The 21,383-nt window shown below is 71.6% G+C and carries 18 protein-coding genes; 7 read left to right on the forward strand and 11 right to left on the reverse strand.

Features of this window, described 5'->3' with window-relative positions; translation table 11 throughout:
* Nucleotides 1–49: 49 nt before the first annotated feature.
* From E8M80_RS03765 to E8M80_RS03780, 4 genes are all read right to left on the reverse strand, one after another.
* Nucleotides 50–1,636 (reverse strand): ABC transporter substrate-binding protein, encoded by a 1,587-nt coding sequence (locus E8M80_RS03765; RefSeq protein ID WP_370287205.1) that lies wholly within the window; start codon nucleotides 1,634–1,636, stop codon nucleotides 50–52.
* 76 nt (nucleotides 1,637–1,712) lie between these two features.
* The gene (locus tag E8M80_RS03770; RefSeq protein ID WP_137124327.1) at nucleotides 1,713–3,326 is read right to left on the reverse strand and encodes an ABC transporter substrate-binding protein; all 1,614 of its coding nucleotides are present in this window, start codon (nucleotides 3,324–3,326) and stop codon (nucleotides 1,713–1,715) included.
* A gap of 56 nt (nucleotides 3,327–3,382) precedes the next feature.
* Nucleotides 3,383–4,909, reverse strand: coding sequence for an aldehyde dehydrogenase family protein (locus tag E8M80_RS03775; protein WP_137124328.1), 1,527 nt, complete (start codon nucleotides 4,907–4,909; stop codon nucleotides 3,383–3,385).
* On the reverse strand, nucleotides 4,906–5,763 hold the full coding sequence (locus E8M80_RS03780) for an NAD(P)-dependent oxidoreductase (protein ID WP_137124329.1): 858 nt from the start codon (nucleotides 5,761–5,763) through the stop codon (nucleotides 4,906–4,908). Before E8M80_RS03780 ends, E8M80_RS03775 begins: the two co-directional genes overlap by 4 nt.
* Before the next feature lie 86 nt (nucleotides 5,764–5,849).
* Here E8M80_RS03780 and E8M80_RS03785 point away from each other — a divergent pair, with 86 nt between their 5' ends.
* Complete coding sequence (locus E8M80_RS03785; protein ID WP_137124330.1) at nucleotides 5,850–6,299, forward strand: GtrA family protein; 450 nt, start codon at nucleotides 5,850–5,852, stop codon at nucleotides 6,297–6,299.
* Here E8M80_RS03785 and E8M80_RS03790 read toward each other — a convergent pair.
* Entirely contained in the window at nucleotides 6,286–7,602 is a 1,317-nt protein-coding gene (locus tag E8M80_RS03790; protein ID WP_206035563.1) for a glycosyltransferase family 2 protein, read from the reverse strand. The genes E8M80_RS03785 and E8M80_RS03790 overlap by 14 nt on opposite strands.
* Before the next feature lie 206 nt (nucleotides 7,603–7,808).
* Here E8M80_RS03790 and E8M80_RS03795 point away from each other — a divergent pair, with 206 nt between their 5' ends.
* From E8M80_RS03795 to E8M80_RS03805, 3 genes are read left to right on the forward strand one after another with little or no spacing between them, the layout of a single operon-like run.
* Complete coding sequence (locus E8M80_RS03795) at nucleotides 7,809–9,572, forward strand: type I secretion system permease/ATPase (protein ID WP_137124331.1); 1,764 nt, start codon at nucleotides 7,809–7,811, stop codon at nucleotides 9,570–9,572.
* Nucleotides 9,569–10,963 (forward strand): HlyD family type I secretion periplasmic adaptor subunit, encoded by a 1,395-nt coding sequence (locus tag E8M80_RS03800; RefSeq protein ID WP_137124332.1) that lies wholly within the window; start codon nucleotides 9,569–9,571, stop codon nucleotides 10,961–10,963. The genes E8M80_RS03795 and E8M80_RS03800 overlap by 4 nt, the downstream gene beginning before the upstream one ends.
* Before the next feature lie 9 nt (nucleotides 10,964–10,972).
* Nucleotides 10,973–11,266: a hypothetical protein gene (locus E8M80_RS03805; protein ID WP_137124333.1), complete on the forward strand. Its 294-nt coding sequence runs from the start codon at nucleotides 10,973–10,975 to the stop codon at nucleotides 11,264–11,266.
* Between the two features lie 18 nt (nucleotides 11,267–11,284).
* On the opposite strand, the gene E8M80_RS03810 is transcribed toward E8M80_RS03805, so the two are convergent.
* The 5 genes from E8M80_RS03810 to gmd all read right to left on the reverse strand — a co-directional run bounded on the left by E8M80_RS03810 (nucleotide 11,285) and on the right by gmd (nucleotide 17,418).
* A complete protein-coding gene (locus E8M80_RS03810) occupies nucleotides 11,285–12,715 on the reverse strand; it encodes an NAD(P)-binding domain-containing protein (RefSeq protein ID WP_137124334.1) in 1,431 nt (476 codons plus the stop codon).
* Nucleotides 12,716–12,791: 76 nt separating this feature from the next.
* The gene (locus E8M80_RS25730; RefSeq protein ID WP_170979180.1) at nucleotides 12,792–13,703 is read right to left on the reverse strand and encodes a glycosyltransferase family 2 protein; all 912 of its coding nucleotides are present in this window, start codon (nucleotides 13,701–13,703) and stop codon (nucleotides 12,792–12,794) included.
* Nucleotides 13,700–15,367 carry a glycosyltransferase gene (locus E8M80_RS03820; protein ID WP_137124335.1) on the reverse strand — a complete coding sequence of 556 codons (1,668 nt, stop codon included), beginning with the start codon at nucleotides 15,365–15,367 and terminating at the stop codon, nucleotides 13,700–13,702. The genes E8M80_RS25730 and E8M80_RS03820 overlap by 4 nt, the downstream gene beginning before the upstream one ends.
* Nucleotides 15,368–15,377: 10 nt before the next feature.
* A complete protein-coding gene (locus E8M80_RS03825; protein WP_305011883.1) occupies nucleotides 15,378–16,340 on the reverse strand; it encodes a GDP-L-fucose synthase in 963 nt (320 codons plus the stop codon).
* Complete coding sequence (gene gmd / locus E8M80_RS03830) at nucleotides 16,333–17,418, reverse strand: GDP-mannose 4,6-dehydratase (protein WP_137124336.1); 1,086 nt, start codon at nucleotides 17,416–17,418, stop codon at nucleotides 16,333–16,335. Before gmd ends, E8M80_RS03825 begins: the two co-directional genes overlap by 8 nt.
* A gap of 296 nt (nucleotides 17,419–17,714) precedes the next feature.
* On the opposite strand from gmd, the gene E8M80_RS03835 reads away from it, so the two are divergent.
* Both E8M80_RS03835 and E8M80_RS25735 read left to right on the forward strand, forming a co-directional pair.
* A complete protein-coding gene (locus E8M80_RS03835; RefSeq protein WP_137124337.1) occupies nucleotides 17,715–17,909 on the forward strand; it encodes a hypothetical protein in 195 nt (64 codons plus the stop codon).
* A 15-nt stretch (nucleotides 17,910–17,924) separates the two neighbouring features.
* A complete protein-coding gene (locus tag E8M80_RS25735; RefSeq protein WP_170979181.1) occupies nucleotides 17,925–18,062 on the forward strand; it encodes a hypothetical protein in 138 nt (45 codons plus the stop codon).
* Here the strand turns inward: E8M80_RS25735 and E8M80_RS03840 are convergent.
* Nucleotides 18,059–18,991: a glycosyltransferase family 2 protein gene (locus tag E8M80_RS03840; protein ID WP_170979182.1), complete on the reverse strand. Its 933-nt coding sequence runs from the start codon at nucleotides 18,989–18,991 to the stop codon at nucleotides 18,059–18,061. The genes E8M80_RS25735 and E8M80_RS03840 overlap by 4 nt on opposite strands.
* Nucleotides 18,992–19,292: 301 nt before the next feature.
* On the opposite strand from E8M80_RS03840, the gene E8M80_RS03845 reads away from it, so the two are divergent.
* Complete coding sequence (locus E8M80_RS03845; protein ID WP_170979183.1) at nucleotides 19,293–21,302, forward strand: glycosyltransferase; 2,010 nt, start codon at nucleotides 19,293–19,295, stop codon at nucleotides 21,300–21,302.
* The last annotated feature ends 81 nt before the right edge of the window (nucleotides 21,303–21,383 follow it).

The raw sequence follows: 21,383 nt of genomic DNA on the forward strand, positions 1-21,383 counted from the left end.
TCTCCCGGGATGATCTGACCAGCACGGGACGGGATCGGCAACCCCGCGGTCAGGCGCGCTGGACGTTCCAGAACAGCGGCAGCCCCTTCAGGACGCCGGTGATGCCTCGCCTGTAGGCGGTTGCCTGGAAATGCTGCCCGAGCGGCAGGAAGGGCGCCTCGCGCAGCGCCTCGGCCTGGATCGCGCGCGCCACGCGCTGCTGCGCGGCATCATCGGGCGCGTCGAACCACTCGCCGCGCAGGTCCTCCATGCGCGGCATCGTCGGCCAGCCGAACCACGCGCGCTCCCCGGTGCCCCGCAGCGCCTGGTGCACGCCGGGATTGAGCAGGTCGAGGCCGGACCAGATCGTGAAGAACATGTTCCATCCGCCGGCGGCCGGCGGCTCGCGGCTTGCGCGGCGGCGTACGATGGCGGCCCAGGCGTCGCCCACGATCTCCACCTCGAAGCCGACGCGACGGAGCATCCCCGCACCCGTCTCGGCGAGCGCGGCGAGGGTCGGGAAGTCGGTCGCGGCCAGCAGCACGACCTTCTCCCCGCCGTAGCCGGCCTCGGCGATCTCGCGCTTGACGCGGTCGAGGTCGCGCGCACCGGCCAGCGCCGCCACGCCTTCGTCGTTCGCGAGCGGCGTGCCGGGGGCGAAGACGCCGACCCCGTCGCGCAGCAGGCTGCGGTCGGCGCCGACCACGGCGCGCATGAATTCCGCCTGGTCCACCGCGCCGAGCAGCGCGCGGCGGATCGCGGGGCGGTCGAAGGGCGGATGCAAGTGGTTGAAGCGCGCCATGCCGACATAGCCCGTCGGATCGAGCACCTCGAGCACCAGGGACCGGCTCGCGCGCAGCGCAGCGTGGCGGTCGGCGGACGGGTTCTCCCACCACTCGACCTCACCGGCCAGCAGCGCATCCGCCGTGGTGCCGACATCGGGTAGCACATGCCATTCGACCCGATCGAGATGCGCCCGCTTCGGCCCCGCGGTCCAGCTCGGCGTGCCCTCCTCGCGCGGGGAGTACCGGGCGAAGCGTTCATAGACGGCCGGGCGGCCGGCCTGGCGCTCCGCGGGCAGGAAGCGGAAGGGCCCGCTGCCGACGATCTCGGCCACCGCCTCGGTCGGCGGCGTCGCGGCAAGGCGCGCGGGCATGATGAAGCAGACCGGCGGGGTCACCTTGGCCAGGGCGTCGAACAGGCGGGGGAAGGGCCGGCGCAGCCGGAAGACGATGCTGCGGTCGTCGGGCGCCGAGATCTCCTCGGTGCGCGCCATCAGCACCTGGCCCATCGGGTCGCGCGCCGCCCAGCGGCGGATCGAGGCGACGCAGTCCTCTGCCCGCACGGGCTCGCCATCGTGGAAGCGCAGCCCCTGGCGCAGCCGGATCGTGATGCGCCGGCCGTCCTGGTCGATGGCGTGGCCCGAGGCCATCTGCGGTTCGGCCGCGTAGTCCTGGTTCAGGCCATAAAGCGTGTCCCAGACCGCGAAGCCGTGGTGCCGCGTGACCGTGGCCGTGGTCACGAGCGGGTCGAGGCCCGCGAGGTCGGCCTGCGGCACGAAGCGCAGCACGCGCGCCGCACCCGAAGTGCCCTGCCCGAGCGCGGCCCGCGCCGGCAGCGCCGCCGCGGCCACGGCGAGAAGGTGGCGTCGCTGCATCATCGGGGTCTCCGCACGGCCGCACTTGTGGCCGCAAGGCCCGGCGCCGCGCAAGGGCGCCGGGGCCCGTGCATCGTCACGTCCGGCGAATGTTCCAGAACAGCGGCGGCTGGCCCTTCAGCATCCCGGTCAGGTTCCGTCGATAGGCCGTCGGCTGGTAGTACATCCCGGTCGGCACGTAGGGCACTTCCTGGAAGGCAATGCGCTGCATCTCGGTCGTCGCGGCCAGCGCCGCAGCGTCATTGGGCGCGTCGAACCAGGCGTTGCGCTGCGCTTCGATCGCCGGAATCGTCGGCCAGCCCGGCCAGGCGGAATCGCCATGGCCGCGGATCGAGGCATGGCTCGCCGGGTTCCAGTGGTCGACACCTGACCAGAATGTGAAGAAGCCCGACCAGCCGCCCTGGTCGATCGGGTTCTTGCTCGCCCGCCGCGCCACCAGCGTGCCCCAGTCCGTGCTCACCAGGTCGACGTTGAAGCCCATGCGCCGGAACAGGTCGGCGCCGACCAGGCTCGCGGCATTGATGGAGGCGAGGTCGGTCGCGTTCAGCAGCACCAGCCGCGCGCCCATGGCGCCCGCCGCCTGCAGTTCCGCCCGCGCGGCATCGAGGTTCTTGCGCAGCCGGTCGAGCCCGACCGTCGAGGCCGAGGGGCTCTCTGGCGCGAAGTAGCCGATCCCCTCCCGCCGCAGCGTGTCCCGGCCGGGCACCGTCGCCTCCCCGATCACGGCGGTCATGAAGTCGATCTGGTTGATCGCGGTCAGCACGGCGCGGCGCACCGCCGGGTTGTTGAACGGCGCGCTCAGGTGGTTCGGGCGAAAGATGCCGATCAGCCCGGTGTTGTTGATGATGTCGACGGCGATGTTGCGGTTGCGCGCCACCAGCGGCAGCAGGTCCGCGGTCGGCTGCTCCCACCAGTCGATCTCGCCCGATTGCAGCGCGGCGGCGGCGGTCGAGGCGTCGGGGATGATCTTCCATTCCACGCGGTCGAAATGCGCGACCTTTGGCCCGGCCGTCATGGACGGCGTGCCGGCGGAGACGGGGACGTAGTCCGGGTTCCGCACATAGGCGAGGCTGGAGCCGGGCACCCATTCGTTCTGCACGAAGCGGTAGGGGCCGCTGCCCACGGCCTCGGCGATGTTGGTGAAGGGATCGACATTGGCCAGGCGCTCCGGCATCACGAACAGGCAGGATGTCGTGACCTTCGAGAAGGCCTCGAGCATCTTCGGGAAGGGCCGGTTCAGCCGGATCGCGAAGACGCGGTCGCTTTCCTCCGTCATCTCGGCCACGCGCGCCATGAGTTCCTGGCCGAAGGCATCGCGACGGCCCCACCGGCGGATGGAGGCGACGCAGTCGCGCCCGCGCACCGGCGTGCCGTCGTGGAACTTCAGCCCCTCGCGCAGCGTGAAGCGCCACAGCAACCCGCCATTCTCGACGGCATGGCCCTGCACCATCTGCGGCTGCGGGCGGAACTGCTCGTCCATGCCGTAGAGCTGGTCATAGACCAGGAACGCATGGTCGCGCGCGATGAAGGCGGTGTTGGTGAAGGGGTCGATGTTCGGGATGTTGGCATGCGGCACGTAGCGCAGCGTCCGTGCGGCGGCCGGCTGGGCGATGGCGAAGCGCGGCAGCGCGGTCCCGGCAATGGCTGCGCCGGCAGTGGTTGCGCCGACCAGCAGGTCACGACGGAACATCGGGGTGTTCTCCATGGGTGAAGCGGGCGGAGCCTAGCGGGGCAGCCCGCGCTGCCTCAATAGCCTGCCGGGCGGTGCCCGAAACCGAGCGCCGGCGCCTCGGCCGTCTCGATCCAGACGGCCTTGGACTGCGTCAGCTCCGCCAGCGCCTCGGCGCCGGAGGACCGCCCGTAGCCCGACGCCCCGAAGCCGCCGAAGGGCACCGAGACATGGATGGTGCGGTAGCCATTCACCCAGAAGGTGCCGGCCCGCACGCCGGCCGCCACGCGGTGCGCGCGCGCCACGTCGCGCGTCCAGACCGCACCGGCAAGCCCGAAGCGGGTCGCGTTGGCGAGCGCGATCGCCTCCGCCTCGTCCTCGAAGGGGATGGCGGCGACGACGGGGCCGAAGATCTCCTCCTGCGCCGGGCGCGCGGCGTTCGTCAGGCCCGCGAGCACGGTGGGCGGCACCCAGAAGCCGGGCGCGGGCAGGCCGGCCGGCGCGGGGGCGGCCAGCACCGTGGCGCCGGCCGCTTCCCCCTCCCCGATCAGCGCGCGGACGTGGTCGAATTGCCGCGCGGTCGCGACCGGGCCCATCTCGGTCGCCGCGTCGAGCGGGTCGCCCATGCGGATCCGCGCGGCGGCCTCGGCCAGCGCGGCGACGAAGCGGTCATGGACGGAGCGCTGCACCAGCAGCCGCGACCCCGCCACGCAGGACTGCCCCGCACCGGCGAAGATCGCCTGTTGCGCGCCCAGCACGGCAGTCGCGAAGTCGGCGTCGTCGAAGACGATGTTGGCCGACTTTCCGCCGAGTTCCAGCACGCAGGGAATGGTGCGCGCCGCGCAGGCCGCCGCCACCGCCGCGCCGGAGGCCGGCCCGCCGACGAAGACCACCTTGGCGACCTCGGGCGCGGCCAGCAGGGCGGCACCGGTCCCCTGCCCCGGCCCGCAGACCACCTGCACCAGCCCCGGCGGCAGCCCGGCTTCCAGGCATAGCCGCCCGAGCGCCAGCGAGGTCAGCGGCGTGAACTCGGACGGCTTCAGCACCACCGCATTGCCGGCGGCCAGCGCCGGGAAGACGTTCCACCCGGCCGTGAACAGCGGCGCGTTCCAGGGTGTCACGGCCAGCACGACGCCGAAGGGCTCGCGCCGCACGATCACGGTATGGCCCGAGGGCACGGGCACGGTGCGGCCCTCGATCTTGTCGCACCAGCCGGCCCAGTATTCCGCCATCTCGGCGACGCGCGCGGCCTCGGCGCGGGCATCGCGCAGCGGCTTGCCGGATTGCGCGGATTCGAGCCGCGCCAGCGCCTCCACATCGCGACGGACCAGGGCGCCCACGGACCAGAGCCGGCGCCCGCGCTCGGCCGGCGGCAGCGCCGTCCAGGAACGCTGCGCGCGCGCGGCGCCGGCCGCGGCGGCGGCGGCCAGCGCCGCATCGGCCGCCGCGTAGTCGAGCAGCGCCGCACCCGTCGCGGGGTCGGTCAGCCGCACCTCCGCGCCTCCGCCCGCGACGATCTCGCCGTCCACGAGGCTGCCCGCCCGGCCGCCGAGCAGCGCGGCGATTCCCGCCGCCAGCGCGTCCTTCGCCGTGAAGGCGGTCATGGCGTCGCTCCTTCGAAGATCGCCGCCGCCAGGCGGTTGAAGTCCGCGGCGTCGGGCACGGCTTCGGCCAGCGCCTCCCAGGCCGCCGCCGCCCGGCCGGTGGCGTCGAGCGGCGCGCCCACCGCCTCCGCCAGGCCGAGCGCGAGGCGGACGTCCTTGCGCATGAGGCCCGCGGTGAAGCCTGAATCGAAGGCGCCGGTCGCGATCCAGCGCGGCCAGTTGACCTCGGTCGCGGCGGACCGGCCGGAGGCCCCGTTGATCACCGGCATCAGGGCCTCGGGCGCCACGCCGGCCAGCGCGCCGAGGCGCAACGCCTCCGCGGCCACGACGAGATGCGTCGCGACCAGAAGGTTGTTCACGAGCTTCGCGACCTGGCCGGCGCCGGGGGGGCCGACATGGATCAGCCGCGCGGTGAGGCGCGCGAGGTCGGGGCGGACCGCCTCCAGCGCCGCCGCCTCCCCGCCCACCATCATGGCGAGCGTGCCGGCCGCGGCACCCGCCGGCCCGCCCGAGACAGGCGCATCCAGGTACCTGCATCCCGCCGCCGCAACCCGCCCGGCGAAATCGCGCGCGCCCTGGGGCGACAGGGTCGAGGTATCGGCGACGACGGCGCCCCGCGGCAACGCCGGCAGCAGCGCTTCGAGCACCGCGGCCACTGCCGCCTCGTTCGGCAGGGAGAGCAGCACGACGGCATCCGCCACGCCGGGCAGGCTGGCCGGCACGGCGGCACCCACCGCCCCGGCGGCCGCGCGCTTGCCGGCATCGAGGTCCCAGGCGCCCGGGCTGAGGCCGAGGCCGACCAGCCGCGTCACCATCGCCATGCCCATGTTGCCGAGACCGACCACCGCGACCATCCGCCACCCCGCTGCGTGTAGGGCGCGGAGGCTGCCAGCCCCATCCCCGCTGGGCAAGGCGCGCCGGCGGCCCTAAACCGCCCCGCATGGCTGAGATTCCCCTCATTGGCCCGGTGCTGGCGCGGCTGCTCGGCCCGGCACGTGCCGCGATCGCGCAGGAATTCCTGCGCTTCGGCGTGGTCGGCACGGTCGGCTTCGTGACGGACACGGCGGTGCTCTACGGCGCGCTGGCGCTGGGCGCCGGGCTGTATCTGGGCCGCGCCATCTCCTACGTCTCGGCCGCGACCGTAACCTGGGCGCTGAACCGCGCCTGGACCTTCCGTGGTCGCGGGGCCGGGCCGGTGCATCGGCAATGGGCGCTGTTCGTTGTCGTGAACCTGGTCGGCTTCGCGCTCAACTACGGGACCTACGCGCTGCTGGTCACCTTCGTGCCGCTGGTGGCGGCGCATCCGGTGCTGGGCGTCGCGGCTGGCTCGGTCACGGGGATGTTCACGAACTTCGCTCTTTCGCGCCGGCTCGTGTTCAGGAAGGCGTAGCCGGCCCCTTCGCGCGCATCATGCCGAGCAGCGCCACGAAGAAGGCACCGAAGGCCAGTTGCAGCCCGAGCAGCATGGCCGTGACCGAGGCGATCGCGACACGCATCGCGCCCGTGCCCGGCAGCGGCCCGAAGCGCCCCGCCCCCCAGATCGCGACCGCCGCGACGCCGAGCCCGAGGCCCGCCACGACCAGCAGCCCCGCCACGATCAGCGCCGGCTCCAGCCCGAAGCGGGAGAGGATCGCGGTCAGGCGCTTGGCCTCAGGCACCACGCCTTCCTGCCCGCCATAGATGCGCGCGAAGATCCAGAACTGCACCGCCTGGAAGCCCATGACCATCGCGCCCGAGGCATAAAGCAGGGTGTGCACGTCGAAGACGACGCCGCCCGCCCGGAACGGCCCGGGCAGCAGGAGCGCCATGCCCAGCCCACCGGCCAGGAAGAGCGCCGCCCCGGGATAGAGGAACAGCCAGCGCGGGCAGAACACCAGCAGGAAGCGCAGGTGCCGCCAGCCATCCCGCCAGGACCGCAGGTGCGGCGGGCGCGAGCGGCCGTCGGGGGACAGCGTGGTTGGCACCTCGGTGACCCGGAGGCCCTGCACGGTCGCCTTCACCACCATCTCGGAGGCGAATTCCATCCCCGGCAGCCGGAGGTCGAGGGCCAGCATCGCATCCCGGTTGAAGCCACGGAGGCCGCAATGAAAGTCGCGCACCGGGCTCCTGAAGAAGATGCGCCCGATGGTCGAGAGCACCGGGTTGCCGAGGTAGCGGTGCAGCGGCGGCATCGCGCCCGGCTTGATGCCGCCCATGAAGCGGTTGCCCATTACGAGGTCGTAACCCTCGCGCAGCTTCGCCACGAAGGGGTCGAGCGCCGTGAAGTCGTAGGAATCGTCGCTGTCACCCATGATGACGTAGCGCCCGCGCGCGGCACGGATGCCCGCGATCAGAGCGGCGCCGTAGCCGCGCTCGGCAACCGGCACGACGCGCGCGCCGAGCGCCCGCGCGATGTCCTGACTGCCGTCGGTCGAGCCGTTGTCGGCGACGACGACCTCGCCCGCCACGCCGCTCCGCGCCAGGTAGTCCATCGCCTTCTGGACGCAGGTCCCGAGCGTCTCGGCCTCGTTGAGGCACGGCATGAGGATGGTGAGTTCGGGCGCGGGGGGCGCCGTCGACGCAGCCATGGATTGCGGACCGGTGCTCTGCATGCCCTCACGGCTCTCCTTGTCGTTGCGGCGGTACACCGATGCCCCGGCGGCGTCCATGGCATCGGGCGCGGCGATCCTGGGCCGGCCGTCGTACAGCCTCATGGATGCATGTGGCCATCATTCGAACCCATATGACGTGCATAGGGACATTGTGATCCGCCGTTAACCCGGCATGCGCCGGTCACGCCGAAGATGAAGCGTGTCGGCACCACCGGATTTCGAACAGGACCCCCGGATGAAAAGCGAGCACAGGACGGTGCCGATCGGCGCCGGCCGCGCCGCCCCATCGAACGCGGCGGGACACCCACATGGCGCGTGAACCCCGCGCGCTGCCCGGAGAGACGGCTCCGGGCGCGACCCCGCTCGCGCGCGCGGCATCTGCCTGTCGCAGGCAGTTCCTCGCGGTCGGCGTCTTCAGCGGCATCGCCAACATCCTGCAGCTCACCGTCTCGGTCTACATGATGACCGTGTTCGACCGGGTCTTCGCGACGCGCAACCTCGATACGCTGTTCTACCTGACGCTGATCGCATTCGCCGCCCTTGCGCTGCTGGCCGTGCTGGAAGGGGCGCGGTCGCGCGTCATGCAGCGGATCGGTGCCTGGATCGAGCAGAGAGTGGCGCCCGAAGGCTTCGCCCGCGCGGTCGAAAGCCAGCTCCGCGGCCGCCCCTACCGGATGGAGGCGCTGCGCGACCTCGGCGCCTGCCGCGGCTACATGGGCTCGCCGGGTGCCCTTGCAGTCTACGACGTGCCCTGGGTGCCGGTCTTTCTCCTGGTCATCTTCCTGCTGCACCCCGTGCTGGGCGCGGTGGCGCTGACCGGGGCGGCGCTGCTGCTCGGCCTTGCGCTGCTCAACGAATTCGCGACCTCGAAGCTGCTGCGGGAGGCGAACAGCGCGGCGATGTCCGCGCAGCGCCGCGCGGAATCGATCGTCCGCAATGCCGAGGTGATCGACAGCATGGGCATGCTGCCCGCCGTGATGGCCCGCTGGCGCAGCGGCATGGCGGAGATGTCGGCGCCCATGAACCGGGCGATGGACCGCGCGGCGCCGCTGCTGGCGCTGACCAAGTTCTCGCGCCTCGCGGTGCAGGTCGCGATCCTCGGCATCGGCGCCTGGCTCGTGCTGCAGCAGGAGCTCACGGCGGGCGCGGCCATCGCGGGCTCGATCATCATGGGGCGCGCGCTGGCACCGGTCGAGCAGCTGGTCGGCGGCTGGCGCGGCCTCGTGCAGGCGCGGCAGTCCTGGAAGCGGCTGCAGGCCTTCCTCGTGCTGCCGCGCATCCGTCCGCCCGGCATCGCGCTGCCCGAACCGCGCGGACGGCTCGCGGCCGAACGCGTTACCTTCGGCTTTCCCGGCAGCAGCGTCGCGACCGTCAAGGCGGTCAGCTTCGCGCTCGACCCCGGGGAGAGCCTCGCGATCATCGGGCCCTCGGCGGCGGGCAAGACGACGCTGATCCGCCTGCTGATCGGCACGCTGCAGCCGCTCTCGGGTTCGGTCCGGCTCGATGGCGCGGATGTCTTCACCTGGCAGCGGGAGGATTTCGGGCGCCACATGGGCTACCTCCCGCAGGACGTCGAGCTGTTCGACGGCACCGTCCTCGACAACATCGCCCGCATGGCGCAGGCGCCGGCCGAGGCCGTGTTCGACGCCGCCCGCCTCGCTGGCGCGCACGAGATGATCCTGCGCCTGCCCAAGGGCTACGAGACCGAGATCGGCGAGGGCGGCCAGCACCTGTCCGGCGGGCAACGCCAGCAGATCGGTCTGGCGCGGGCCATGTTCGGCAACCCGACGCTGGTGGTGCTGGACGAGCCGAACAGCAACCTCGACGGCGATGCCGAGGCCGCGCTGCTCGGCGCGCTGCAGGAATTGCGGCGCCGCGGCACGACGGTCGTGCTGGTCTCGCATCGCCCGGTGCTGGTGCAGGGGGTCGAGAAGGTGCTCCTGCTCCGGGATGGCGCCGTCGAGACGTTCGGGCCGCGCGTCGAGGTCCTCAAGAAGTTCATGAAGCCGGCCCAGCCCGCCGCGATCCCCTCCCCGCCTGGCCGAGTCGAAAGCCGGGAGGCCAAGGCATGAGCGGGACCTCGCGGATCGCCGAGCGCCCCGCGGCGCAGGATCCGGTCGCAAACCGGGAACGCCTGCCGCCGATCGGGCTCGTGCTGCCGCCGGAGCCGGACGTCGCGCCCCGGCCGCGCACGGCGGGTACGATCCTGTTCGGCTTCGCCGCGATCGCGCTTTTCCTCGGCGCCTTCGTCGCCTGGTCCATCCTCGCGCCGCTGTCGGAGGCCGCGATCGCGCCCGGCATGATCAAGGTCGAGGGCACGCGCCGCACGGTGCAGCACCTCGAAGGCGGCATCGTGCGCGAGATCCTGGTGCGCGACGGCGACAGGGTGCAGGCCGGGCAGGTGCTGGTGCGGCTCGACGACATCCGCGCCGGCGCCGACCTCGAGGCCCTGCGCAGCCAGCGCTGGTCCCTGATGGCACAGGATGCGCGGCTGACGGCGGAACTCGCCGGGGCCGGCTCGATCGCCTTCCCCGGGGACCTGGCCGCGCCCGGCGAACCCCGCGCGGCCGATGCCGTCGAAGGCCAGCGCGCGGTCTTCGAGGCCCGCCGCGCCAGCCTCCTCAGCCAGGTCTCGGTGCAGGAGGCGCGGATCGGGCAGCAGGAGGCCGTGATCGCCGCCGCGACGGGCCAGATCCGCGCCCAGCAGCAGCAGCTGCAGCTGATCCGGGACGAGGAGGAGATCACCCGCGGCCTGGTGCGCCAGGGCCTGCAGCGCCTGCCGACGCTGCTGGCGCTGCAGCGCAGCGCCGCCGCCCTCGAGGGCCAGGGGGAGGAGCTGCGCGGCCAGGTCGAACGCGCAACCCAGGCCATCGCCGAGGCTCGCGCCAGCATCGCCAGCATCGTCGACCAGCGACGGCAGGAGGCAGCGGCCGAGCAGCGCGACATCCGCACCCGGCTGGCCGAGGCCGAGGAGCGCATCCGCGGCGCGCAGGACGTGGCGCTGCGCCGCGCCATCCTGGCGCCGGAGGACGGGACGGTGCTCAACCTCCGGCTTTTCACGATCGGCGCCGTGGTCCGCCCGGGGGACCCGGTGCTCGACCTGGTGCCGGCCCAGGACCGCCTGATCGCCGAGGTGAACGTGCAGCCCTTCGACATCGACGTGGTGCATGTCGGCCTGCAGGCCGAGGTGCGGCTGCCCGCCTTCCGACAGCGCCTCGTGCCCTTCCTGCACGGGCATGTCACCTACGTGGCGCAGGATGTCACGATCGACGAGCGCACCCGCCAGAGCCACTACCGCGTGCACATCCGGATCGACCCCGAACAGCTGGAACGCGCGGAAGGCGTGCAACTGGTGCCCGGCATGCCGGTCGAGGCCATGATTCAGATCGGCGAACGCAGCTTCCTGCGCTACATCACCCAACCGATCCGGGACAGTTTCACCCGGGCCTTCCGTGAGCAGTAGGGAACACGCATGTCCGGCACCCGCCCCACCGTCTTCGCCGATGGCGTCATCGAGGCGCAGGTCGCGCATGGCGTCGCGCGCATCACGCTGGCCGTCACAGGCAGTGACAACACGGCGCAGCCCTGTGCGACGCTCTGCGTGCCCGTGACGCAGATGCCCGCGCTGGTGAACGGCATGGCCAACCTGCTCAGGCAGATCGAGGAGCGCGTCCGTGCCCAGGTCCAGCAGCAGCAGGCCGCTGCGCAGCCGTCGGCTTCGGGCGGCGAGGCCCCGGCATCGGGCGCCTTCAAGTTCGAGGGCTGAGCCGCAGGCCGGAGGCCGTCACAGCACGACGCCCGGCCACTCGTCGCCGATGATCTCGGGCTCGTCGAAGGCGGCGAAGCGTGCCGCGTGGGCCTCGATGTCGGCGGCGAGCAGCCGCGCGCAAATCGCCTGCGCCAGGCGCTGCGCACCGCCGCTGATCGCGGGAATGTCGCCGGTCACCTTGCCGTGGCTGAGCGTCGCCGCGAAGTTGAAGCAGTGCAGCCGCGCCAGGTAGGGCGCGCGGCCCGGCACGCATTCGGTGAAGGCGAAGGCCTCGTCCAGCCAGGGGTTCTGCCCCAGCCCGTCGTCCCGTTCCGCCGGCGGCGGGGCGTGGACGTCGCGCCAAAGGCGGATCTCGCCCGCCATGGCGCCGAGTTCCGGCCGCAGCGCCGCATCCTGGAGAAAGCCGGTACCGAGGATCACGAAGTCCGCGCGGATCTCCCCCCGTGGCGTCGCCAGTCGCAGCGCCTCGCCGTCCCGCGCCACGCCTTCGACCCCGGCGCCGGTCAGCAGGCGCGCCCCCGGATGGGCGGCGACACGGCGGACGCTTTCGTGCGGCGGGGGCGTCTGGCGGCGCTCCAGCGCAAGCATGAGCCGCCACCGCCAGGCTGCCGGCAGGCCGAACCAGCCGTGCCAGAAGCCCCTGGAATCCAGCGCCTTCGAGGCATTCACCCGCGGCAGCGCGGCACGTCGCAGCAGCATGGTCAGCCGCGCGCAGCCGGCTTCGAGTGCCGCGCCGGCATTGTCGAAGGCCGAGGCGCCGGCACCGATCACCACGACGTCCCGCCCCGCAAGGGCCGCGAAGTCGATGGCGTCGGCCGAATGGGCCCACAGGCTTCCGCGCCATTCCGGCGCGAAGCCGGGCACGATGCGTGGGCCGCCGAGCCCGTCCCGTCCCGTCGCGAGCACGACATGGCGCGCAAAGGCCGTCGTGCCATCCGTCAGGTCCAGGCGGAACAGCGGGCCATCCGGCACGATCCGCGCCACGCCGAGCCCGTTCCGCACATCGAGGCCCGCGACGCGGCGGTACCAGCGCAGGTAGTCCATCCACATCCCGGTCGGGATCTTGCCGAGCCCGTCCCAGGCGGTGGCGCCGAAGCGGGCCTCGTGCCAGGCGCGGAAGGTGAGGTCCGGCAGGCCGAGCGCCGGCCCGGCCAGTTGCTTCGGGCTGCGCAGCGTCGGCATCCGCGCGTAGGTCGCCCAGGGGCCTTCCCCGCCCTCCGGCGCCGGGTCGAACACCGCCAACCGCCCCAAGCCCTCGCGCTTCAGCGCGAAGCCCGCGGCGAGCCCGGCCATGCCGGCGCCGAGGATCGCGACATCGAGGGCGCTGGTGCCGTCCGCTGCCAAGCGCGGGGGCACCCAGGCCGCGGCGGGTTCCTGCAGCCGTTCGAGTGCCTCGGCCAGGCGGGCCTCGAGCACGGTCAGGCCGGGGGTGGGGTCGTGCAGCATCGCAGGCAGGATAGGCGCGACGGCGCGGCGGCGGGAGGCCTCGCGGTGCGCTGAATGGCGGCGCCCGGCCGCCCCCTCAGGCCCCGCGCCGCGCCACCCGGCCGCGCCAGTGACCCGGCAGGCGCGCGAGGAAACGGAGCGGCCAGGCCGGATCCGCGCCGAAGGCCGCGCATCCCGTGCCGAGCCCGGCGCCTGCCCGGCCCCCGCGCAACTGGACCATCGCCCTGTAGCCGGCCGCCCAGGCATGCCAGCGCCGATAGGCCCGGTGCGCCGGCGAGCCCGGCGTCTGCTCGGCGAGTCGCGTCCGCGCGAGGTCGAGCAGGTGCCTGGACAGTTTCTCGCGCAGGTCGCCGGCGGCGAAAGTGAGCGAGCCCGGATGGCTGCGGTAGCGGATGACGGTCGTGGGAATGACGCTGTGCCTGGGTGCCATCAGCACGAGCCGCAGCCAGAAATCCTTGTCGGCCGCGAGCGGGAAGCGGTCGTCGAAGGGGCCGACGCGGTCGAGGAGCGTGCGGCGGTAGAAGGCGGCGTTCATCGCCGTGATTCCGCCGATGGCGTTCGCCTCCGTCAGTCCGACGACCTCGGCGCCCGCCAGGCGCTTCAGCACCACCTCCTGGCCCTCGCGCTCGGTGAAGAATTCGGCGGCGCCGATGACCATCTCGATGGCCGGGTCGGCCAGCACGGCCTCGGCCGCGGCGATGGCGCCCGGGGCATAGAGGTCGTCGCTGTTCAGCAGGCCGACGACCTCGCCGCGCACGGCGCGCAGCCCCTTGTTGATCGCGTCGTAGAGGTTGCGGTCCTGCTCCCGGATCACCCGCAGGTGCGGGAAGCGGGCCAGCACCTCCGCCGTCCCGTCCGTGGAGCCGCCATCGACGATGATGTGCTCGATCGAGCGGTGCTGCTGGGCGAGCACGCTCTCGATCGCCGCGCCGATGGTTGCGGCGCGGTTCAGGCAGGGTGTGACGATCGAGACGAGCGGGGGGCTCATCGGCGCAGGAGGCCGCGCAGCCGGCGCATCCCGCCGCCGAGGACCAGGGCTTCGAGTCTCCGGCCCAGGGCCGGGGAGAGCCGGTCGAGCGCCGCAATCAGGCCCGTGGCCGCGCGCGCGGCGGCGGTCGCGCGGTGCCGCAGGGTCTCGGCGGCCGCGGCCCTGGCGAATGCGCCGCGCAGGCGGTCCGCGGCGGCGGCGCCGTCTTCGCGCGCGACCAGCGCGATCCAGGCCGCGCGTTCCGCCGCGGCGTCCGCGGGCCGGCGGCGGCGGCCCAGGATCCCGTCCGTGTCGTGGACCGTAACGTCGGCCTTCGCCGCCTTTAGCAGCAAGGCCGCGAGGGCGGGCGCCGTCGTCGGCAGCGGTCCGCCGAGACGGCGAAGGACGGTGCCGCGGACCAGGGTCGCCTCCGGCACGCCGAGGCCACGCGGGCCCTCGGCGGCGACATCGCCGACCAGCATCCGCGCCCAGCCGGCCGGGAAGGCGTCGGCACGGTGGAAGGTCTCGGCGCCGTCGGCGGCATTGTCGATGTGATGGCCGCGCACGATCCCTGCATCCGGTGGGGCGGCGGCGATCGCGCGACGCCACGCGCCAGCGTCCTGCGGCAGGCCCCGTGGCGCGACGATCAGCCATTCGCCGCGCGGCGGATCCGCCGCCTGGTCCGGCGGCACGACCGTGATGTCCGCATCCGCGACGGCAACCCCGTCGGGCGTCGCCACGATGGCGCCGCGCGCGGCGATGCGCGCCGTCGGCGTGGCGATGAACTCGACCAGCGCCGGCAGCCATGCCTCCCAGCGCGCGCGGCCCCGGGCGATGCTCTCGCGGGCCCGCGCGCCGATCTCCCGGGCCGCCGCGAAGTCGATCGGGGCCAGGCGGCCCGGTGCGTAGAGCAGCCCGTTGCCACCGTGCGAAATGTATTCGTTCATGGTCGGCGCATCCGGGGCCGCGACGCAGAGGCCGCGCGCCATCGCCTCGAGGAAGGACATCCCGATCCCCTCCAGCGGGCGCGGCGCAAAGAAGACGTTGGCTCCGGCCAGCGCGTCGCGGAAGGCTTGGCCATCGGCCGACCAGGCGGTGCGGACGAGCCGGCCGAGATGCGGCGGCGCGGCCGCGGGGAAAGGCGCCTCGTGGCCGGGATCGGGCGCGTCGTGGATGCTCAGGCTCTCGAAGCGGGTGCCCTCGGTCAGGGCGAAGGTGGCCTCGGGCGGGATCTCGCGGCGCCGGTACCAGAGGAAGCCGCGCAGGGTGTCGAAGTCCTCGACCGGCGGATGCTCCGCGGGGTCCGGGAAGTACTGCACCTGCGCATGCACCGGCGCCCGGCGCATCACCTCGGTCCTGAGCGCCCAGGAGAAGCAGAGGATCTTGGCCGCGTTGAAGGATGGCTTCCAGGTGAAGGCGCCGCCGCGCCACATCGCGTCATACATGGGCGCGAAGGTGACATTCGGATGGCGGCCCGAGAGCAGCGCGAAGGCCTCGTGCAGCTGCCAGACGAAGATGGCGTCGTAGGCGCCCTCGTCGAAGCCCGGCGCGGCGCGGCGGACCGCCGCCACGTCGGGCGCGGCGAAGATGGCGTCGACCGTGGCATGGCCCTCGAGCAGATCGAGCAGGAAGCGGCTCGATCCCGTGCGCGCATGGAAGTCGAGGCCGAAGAAGGCGACGCGCACGCGCGCCCCGTCAGCCGCGCAGCGCGGGCTGCTCGAGGAACCAGCGATAGGTGCCGGCGAGCCCTTCCTCGAAGCCGGTCCGTGCGTGCCAGCCCATCGCCGCGAGGCGCGAGACGTCCATGCGCTTCAGCAGGGTTCCGTCGGGCTTGGACGTGTCCCAGGCGATGCGGCCAGCGAAGCCTGTCACGCGCGCGATGGTCGCGGCGAGTTCCGCGATGGTGATGTCGGCGCCGGTGCCGACATTGAGGTGTCCCTCCCCCGAATAGTGCTCGAGCAGGAAGGCGCAGGCATCGGCCAGGTCGTCCACATGCAGGAATTCCCGCCGCGGCGTGCCGGTGCCCCAGCAGGTCACGACCTCTGCGCCGTCCCGCGCCGCCTGGTGGAAGCGCTGCAACAGCGCAGGGATGACGTGGCTGCGCTCGGGGTGGAAGTAGTCGCCCGGGCCGTAGAGGTTGCACGGCATGGCCGAGATGTAGTCGCGCCCATATTGCCGCCGGTAGGCCTGGCAGAGCTTGATGCCGGCGATCTTGGCGACGGCGTACCATTGGTTCGTGGGCTCGAGCGGCCCAGTCAGCAGCGCGTCCTCCGTGATCGGGTTCGGCGCCTCGCGCGGGTAGATGCAGGAGGAGCCGAGAAAGAGCAGGCGGTTCACATCGTTGCGGTGCGCCGCCTCGATCAGGTTCGCCTCGATCATCAGGTTGTCGTAGAGGAATTCCGCCGGCAGCGTGTCGTTCGCGAGGATGCCGCCGACCTTGGCAGCGGCAACTACCACGGCGTCGGGCCTGGCGGCGGCCATGAAGGCCTCGACCTCGGATTGGCGGCGCAGATCCGCCGTCGCGCGGTCGGCCGTCAGCACCTCCGCCCCCGCGGCGGCCAGGCGCCGAACGCAGGCCGAGCCGACCATGCCGCGATGCCCCGCCACGTAGATCCTGGCGCCACGCAGGCGGAACACCCCGGCCGACGGCTCAGACATTCGAGCGCTGGCCGTTCTGCGCGGCATCCCCCTCGCGCAGCAGGGCGATGTCGGCGGCGACCATTTCCTGCACGAGGTCGGCGAGGCCGACCGTGTGCGTCCAGCCGAGCTTGCGCTGCGCCTTGGCCGGGTTGCCGATCAGCAGGTCGACCTCGGTCGGTCGGAAATACTCGGGGTCAACGCGCACGACGGTCCGCCCGCTCGCGCGGTCCACGCCGACTTCCTCGGCGCCGCTGCCGCGCCACTCGATCGCCATGCCGGCCTCGGCGAAGGCGAGGTCGCAGAAATGCCGCACAGTGTAGGTCACGCCGGTCGCGAGCACGTAGTCGTCCGCTTCGTCCTGCTGGAGGATGCGCCACATGCCCTCGACGAAGTCGCGCGCATGGCCCCAGTCGCGCTGCGCGTCGAGGTTGCCGAGGTAGAGGCAGTCCTGTCGGCCGAGGCTGATCGCCGCCACCGCCCGCGTGATCTTGCGCGTGACGAACGTCTCCCCGCGCCGCGGGCTCTCGTGGTTGAACAGCACGCCGTTCGAGGCGTGCAGGCCATAGGCTTCCCGGTAGTTCACGACGATCCAGTAACCGTAGAGCTTGGCCGCCGCGTAGGGGCTGCGCGGGTAGAAGGGCGTCGTCTCGTCCTGCGGCACGGCCTGGACCTTGCCGTAGAGCTCGCTGGTGGAGGCCTGGTAGAAGCGCGTCGTCTTCTCCATGCCGAGGATGCGGATGGCCTCGAGCAGGCGCAGCGTGCCGAGCGCGTCGGAATTCGCCGTGTATTCCGGCGTCTCGAAGGACACGGCGACGTGGCTCTGGGCGCCGAGGTTGTAGATCTCGGTCGGCTGCACCTCGGCCATGATGCGGATGAGGTTCGTCGCGTCCGTCAGGTCGCCGTAGTGCAGGAAGAACCGCACGCCCTGCTCGTGGCGGTCGTGGTAGAGATGGTCAACCCGGCCCGTGTTGAAGGACGAGGACCGGCGCTTGATGCCGTGCACCTCGTAGCCCTTCGCCAGCAGCAGCTCGGCCAGGTAGGAACCGTCCTGGCCGGTGATGCCGGTGATGAGGGCGACCTTGCGGGTGGCGGACATGGGCATCCTTACGATCGGAGTTCGGCGCCGCCGGGCGCCCGAGCGGCGTGTCTATAGCGACATGACCCCCGGGCCGAAAGACTGTCCGGGACCTCTCATTTCGTTATCGCATCCAGAGCCTCTTCCTGGGCGGCACCGGCCGGCCGCGCCTTTGGCGCGACCGGCGGTTGGCGTGTAAGGACCCGGCCCATGCACTCGGCAGAGATCGGAAGCACATGCCACGCGTACTGATCACCGGGGCGACTGGCCATGACGGCGCCGATCTGGCGGCCTTGCTGTTTGCAGAGGGTTCGTAGATGCCCCGCCCGCTGCTCCGCCATGGCGGGTCGGAAGCCGTGCCAGAGCGCAGGGGCTGCCTCGGCTTCGCGGGCACGCTGCGGATCGTCGAAAGCAACCGGATCGATCTGTCCTCGCTGATCCTGCGAAGGGACCGGGTCAAGCCGGCCGAGATCTGCAACCCCGCTGCCGAATCCTTCGTGCGGATGCCCTGAGACCAGCCGCTGCTGATGGCGCAGGTCACCGCGATCCGTATGGCGAACGTGCTCGATGCGGTGCGCATAGGCTGGGCGCCGAAGACCAGCCTGCAGGAGACGGTCGCCGAGATCGTCGAGGCAGATCTGGCCCACTGGCGCGGGCGGATCTAGCCTGCGCCTGAGGCGCCGAAGATCCGCCGCTTTGCCGTCTGCAGGCTTCGCACCACCGACGGCGGGAGGCGGGCGGCGAGTCGCCCCTTCCAGTTCATTCCCGCCAGGGCGCTGCCGCTTCGGGTTGCCTCGCGCAGCCGGGCCGCTTCGATACGCGCGGTCAGCCACGCGGCCTGCAAGATTTCGATCCGCCGCTTGTCCCATTGCGCCGAGCGATAGATTGGCGACGCATTCTGGATGGCGAAGACCTCGGGTTGCCCCTTGGCGAGTTCCGACGAAGCCCCGCCTAGCGCGAATGAAGCGACGTAGGTGCCGATGCGGCGGATCCTGATCGCCGGATCCGCAAGCACCTTCAGCCACCAGTCGTAGTCGGCGTGACGGCGCCAGCGCAGGTCGAACAAGCCGGTCCGGTCAAACACCGCCCGTCGTGCGAAGGTCGCCTGATGGGGCAGGCAGCCGAGGACCATCTCCTCGACGGCTAGCTCGGGCGGCGGAGGCATGTAGCGATGCGAGACGCCGGCATCGCGAACAACGAGGCCGCCATAATAGACATCGTCATCAGGCTGGGCGTCGATCTCCGCCATCGCGTCCCTCAGCGCGTGGGGGCCCGCGAAGAAGTCGTCCGCATTGAGGAAGATCACAAATGTGCCGCGCGCCCGGGCGATGCCCTTGTTCATCGCGTCGTAGATGCCGCGATCCGGCTCAGACACCAGTGTCGCGATAGCGTTGGCGTGACGGCGCAGGATTTCGAGCGTCCCATCGGTCGAACCGCCGTCGATCACAATGTGCTCGAACGCCCGATAACTCTGCTTCCCCACGCTCTGGAGACAGGCTTCCATGGTCGCAGCCGCGTTCCGGCAAACGGTGATGATGCTGACGCCGGGCGCCTTGGCGCCCGGCCCCGTCGCGCCTGCCGCGAACGGCGTCATGCCGCGCGCATCCCCGGTTGCTGGGTGCGCCACCCGATCGGCGCGAGGCATGCCGAGTTGCTCCCTCCGCAGCGCGCGCGCGGCGGCCGTCCATGAAGGATTCCCGTAAGACAAAGACTGGCAGTGCTGGAAATTTCCATTTTGCTTACGCACTTATATGCTTCATTAGGACCCAACTACTCCAGTGCGGGCCGGGAAGCGAGGCCACGAGGACGGCGGTCCATGCCGTCGCGCGCGGGATCGGCCGGCAGGGTGCTGGCCATCGATGGCCGAAGGTCCGTCGGGTCGCTATGAATCCCGCATGCGGATCGCCATCGTCGACCATTATTTCCATCAGAAAACCCTCTCCTCGGAATTCTTCGTCCGCGAGGTCCTGGCCGGCTGTGCCATCGAGCGCTTCTGGGACGAGAGTTGGGCCGGAGGGTCGACCGCCACCCTGATCCAAGAGGTACTAGAGGGCGAATTCGACCTCATCCTTGTATGGCAGGCGGAAGAGACTGCGCGTCGCCTTGGCGAGGCCCTGGCTGCGCGTGGCAGGGGGAACATGGTGTTTGTCCCGATGTGGGACGGCTGCCGTACCCTCGGTGCGCAATTCTGGCAGGCGCTGAAGCCGGCGCGAATCTTGTCGTTCTCGCGTACGCTACACGAGCGCGTGTCCCGCTTCGGCCTACTCTCGCATCACGTCCAGTATTTTCCGGACCCCGCCGGAGTTACGGATGTCTCAGCGATCGCCGATGCTGCGGCTTTTCTCTGGTGTCGAGTTCCCCAGATCGGCTGGCCCGAGATGCGCGCCGCCTTCGGCACCTGGCGACCAGACCGCGTACACCTGCACCTCGCGCCCGATCCCCCCGCGAAACCCGAGAGCCTCCGGCTGCCCAGCGCCGCCGACCGCGAGGCGTTCCACATCACCACGAGCGAATGGTTCCCGGACGGCACTGCATTCCGTGCCACGCTGCACGGTTCGAACATCTTCTTCGCACCCCGCCTCGTGGAGGGGATCGGCATGGCCACGCTCGAGGCCATGGCCGCCGGCATGTGCGTCGTCGCCCACGATGCACCGACGATGAACGAATACATCGTATCGGGCGTGAACGGCATCCTGGCAGATATGACCGCACCAACCGGGCTGGACTTCGCCGCGCATAGACGGATCGGCGCCCGCGCTCGGGATGTCGTGTCGCAGGGCCACGCGGCCTGGCGCAAAGGTCTCGCCGATACGCGCGACTTCGTCCTTGATCCGGGCGCAGGCGCGACGCGGGCGCTATGGACATCCCTGCGCCTTCGCGATGCCGGCACCGCGTTGCCGGAGCGTACCCCGGACCTCGCGATACCGAGGGTCACAGTCGCCACGGTGGTGCGCGACGATCCCGAAGGCCTTGCGGCGACGATCGGCAACGTCGCGCGCCAGGACTACGGCAACCTGGAATACATCGTGCTCGACGGAGGATCGCAGCCACCGACGGTCGACGTCATCCGCCGGCATGAGCACCTGCTCGCCCGATGGGTGAGCGAACCGGATCTCGGTCCCTTCGATGCGATGAACAAGGCTGCTGTCATGGCAACCGGCGACTACATCATCTTCATGAACGCCGGCGACTGGTTCGCGGGTCCCGACGCCATATCGCGCGCGCTGCACGCCGCCCCTGCCGACGCCGACTTCGTCATCGGACATCACATCTACCGCAAGGGCGACACCGAGGAAGAGCTCCATCGTGCCGCAGACTTCGATCGTACCTGGGCGCAGCTGCGGGAGGGCGCCATCGACGGCGACTGGCTGCAGGGCGTCCCAGGGCACCAAGCGACCTTCGTGCGCACGGCATTGCTCCGCGCGCATCGCTATGACTGCCGCTTCCGCATCTGTGCGGATCATGAATTCCTGTACCGAATGCGCCGGGCCGGAGCACGCATCCATCACAGCCTGCAGACGATAGCGGTCTACGCGGCCGGCGGCTATTCAGAGCGCAACCGTCTTCGCCTCGCCGACGAATGGTCCGAACTCGCCTCGCGCTACGGCAACGACCAGGCTGTGATGTACTTCCATGACCTGCGCAGCCACGTGCTGCGCGATCCCGATCGCAATCGGCCGGACCTCCCGGGCCCGACCACGATGACCGCGGCGGCCCTCGCCGCCGAGTGCATGACGCTGCGGGAGGAGACTGCCGCCCTGCGTGCCGAGATCACGCGCATGCGTCGAAGCGCGTCTTGGATCGTGACCTACCCTTTGCGGTGGATCATGCGACGCGCCGGTCCAGCACGTGCCCTGTGGGTCCGACTGCCCTTGCCGGGACGGCATCGCCCCCCCCATAGCTAGCATCTGGCCTGCGCCGCAACATCTGGGCTAGGACGTGCTTCGTCTGCCCCCCGCCTTCAGTGCGTCGCACTTCGGAGCAAA

The sequence above is a fragment of the Roseomonas sp. HF4 genome (genome assembly GCF_005222755.1).
Lineage (GTDB): Bacteria > Pseudomonadota > Alphaproteobacteria > Acetobacterales > Acetobacteraceae > Neoroseomonas.

Bases quoted from the DNA above. Each gene is read 5' to 3' on its own strand.
- E8M80_RS03845 (WP_170979183.1), top strand. From the start codon at position 19,293: ATGCGGATCGCCATCGTCGACCATTATTTCCATCAGAAAACCCTCTCC.
- E8M80_RS03805 (WP_137124333.1), top strand. From the start codon at position 10,973: ATGTCCGGCACCCGCCCCACCGTCTTCGCCGATGGCGTCATCGAGGCG.
- E8M80_RS03790 (WP_206035563.1), bottom strand. From the start codon at position 7,602: ATGAGGCTGTACGACGGCCGGCCCAGGATCGCCGCGCCCGATGCCATG.
- E8M80_RS03780 (WP_137124329.1), bottom strand. From the start codon at position 5,763: ATGGTCGCGGTGGTCGGTCTCGGCAACATGGGCATGGCGATGGTGACG.
- E8M80_RS03775 (WP_137124328.1), bottom strand. From the start codon at position 4,909: ATGACCGCCTTCACGGCGAAGGACGCGCTGGCGGCGGGAATCGCCGCG.
- E8M80_RS25735 (WP_170979181.1), top strand. From the start codon at position 17,925: ATGGCGCAGGTCACCGCGATCCGTATGGCGAACGTGCTCGATGCGGTG.
- gmd (WP_137124336.1), bottom strand. From the start codon at position 17,418: ATGTCCGCCACCCGCAAGGTCGCCCTCATCACCGGCATCACCGGCCAG.
- E8M80_RS03835 (WP_137124337.1), top strand. From the start codon at position 17,715: ATGCCCCGCCCGCTGCTCCGCCATGGCGGGTCGGAAGCCGTGCCAGAG.
- E8M80_RS03810 (WP_137124334.1), bottom strand. From the start codon at position 12,715: ATGCTGCACGACCCCACCCCCGGCCTGACCGTGCTCGAGGCCCGCCTG.
- E8M80_RS03840 (WP_170979182.1), bottom strand. From the start codon at position 18,991: ATGACGCCGTTCGCGGCAGGCGCGACGGGGCCGGGCGCCAAGGCGCCC.
- E8M80_RS03800 (WP_137124332.1), top strand. From the start codon at position 9,569: ATGAGCGGGACCTCGCGGATCGCCGAGCGCCCCGCGGCGCAGGATCCG.
- E8M80_RS03785 (WP_137124330.1), top strand. From the start codon at position 5,850: ATGGCTGAGATTCCCCTCATTGGCCCGGTGCTGGCGCGGCTGCTCGGC.
- E8M80_RS03795 (WP_137124331.1), top strand. From the start codon at position 7,809: ATGGCGCGTGAACCCCGCGCGCTGCCCGGAGAGACGGCTCCGGGCGCG.
- E8M80_RS03825 (WP_305011883.1), bottom strand. From the start codon at position 16,340: ATGTCTGAGCCGTCGGCCGGGGTGTTCCGCCTGCGTGGCGCCAGGATC.
- E8M80_RS03770 (WP_137124327.1), bottom strand. From the start codon at position 3,326: ATGTTCCGTCGTGACCTGCTGGTCGGCGCAACCACTGCCGGCGCAGCC.
- E8M80_RS03765 (WP_370287205.1), bottom strand. From the start codon at position 1,636: ATGCAGCGACGCCACCTTCTCGCCGTGGCCGCGGCGGCGCTGCCGGCG.
- E8M80_RS25730 (WP_170979180.1), bottom strand. From the start codon at position 13,703: ATGAGCCCCCCGCTCGTCTCGATCGTCACACCCTGCCTGAACCGCGCC.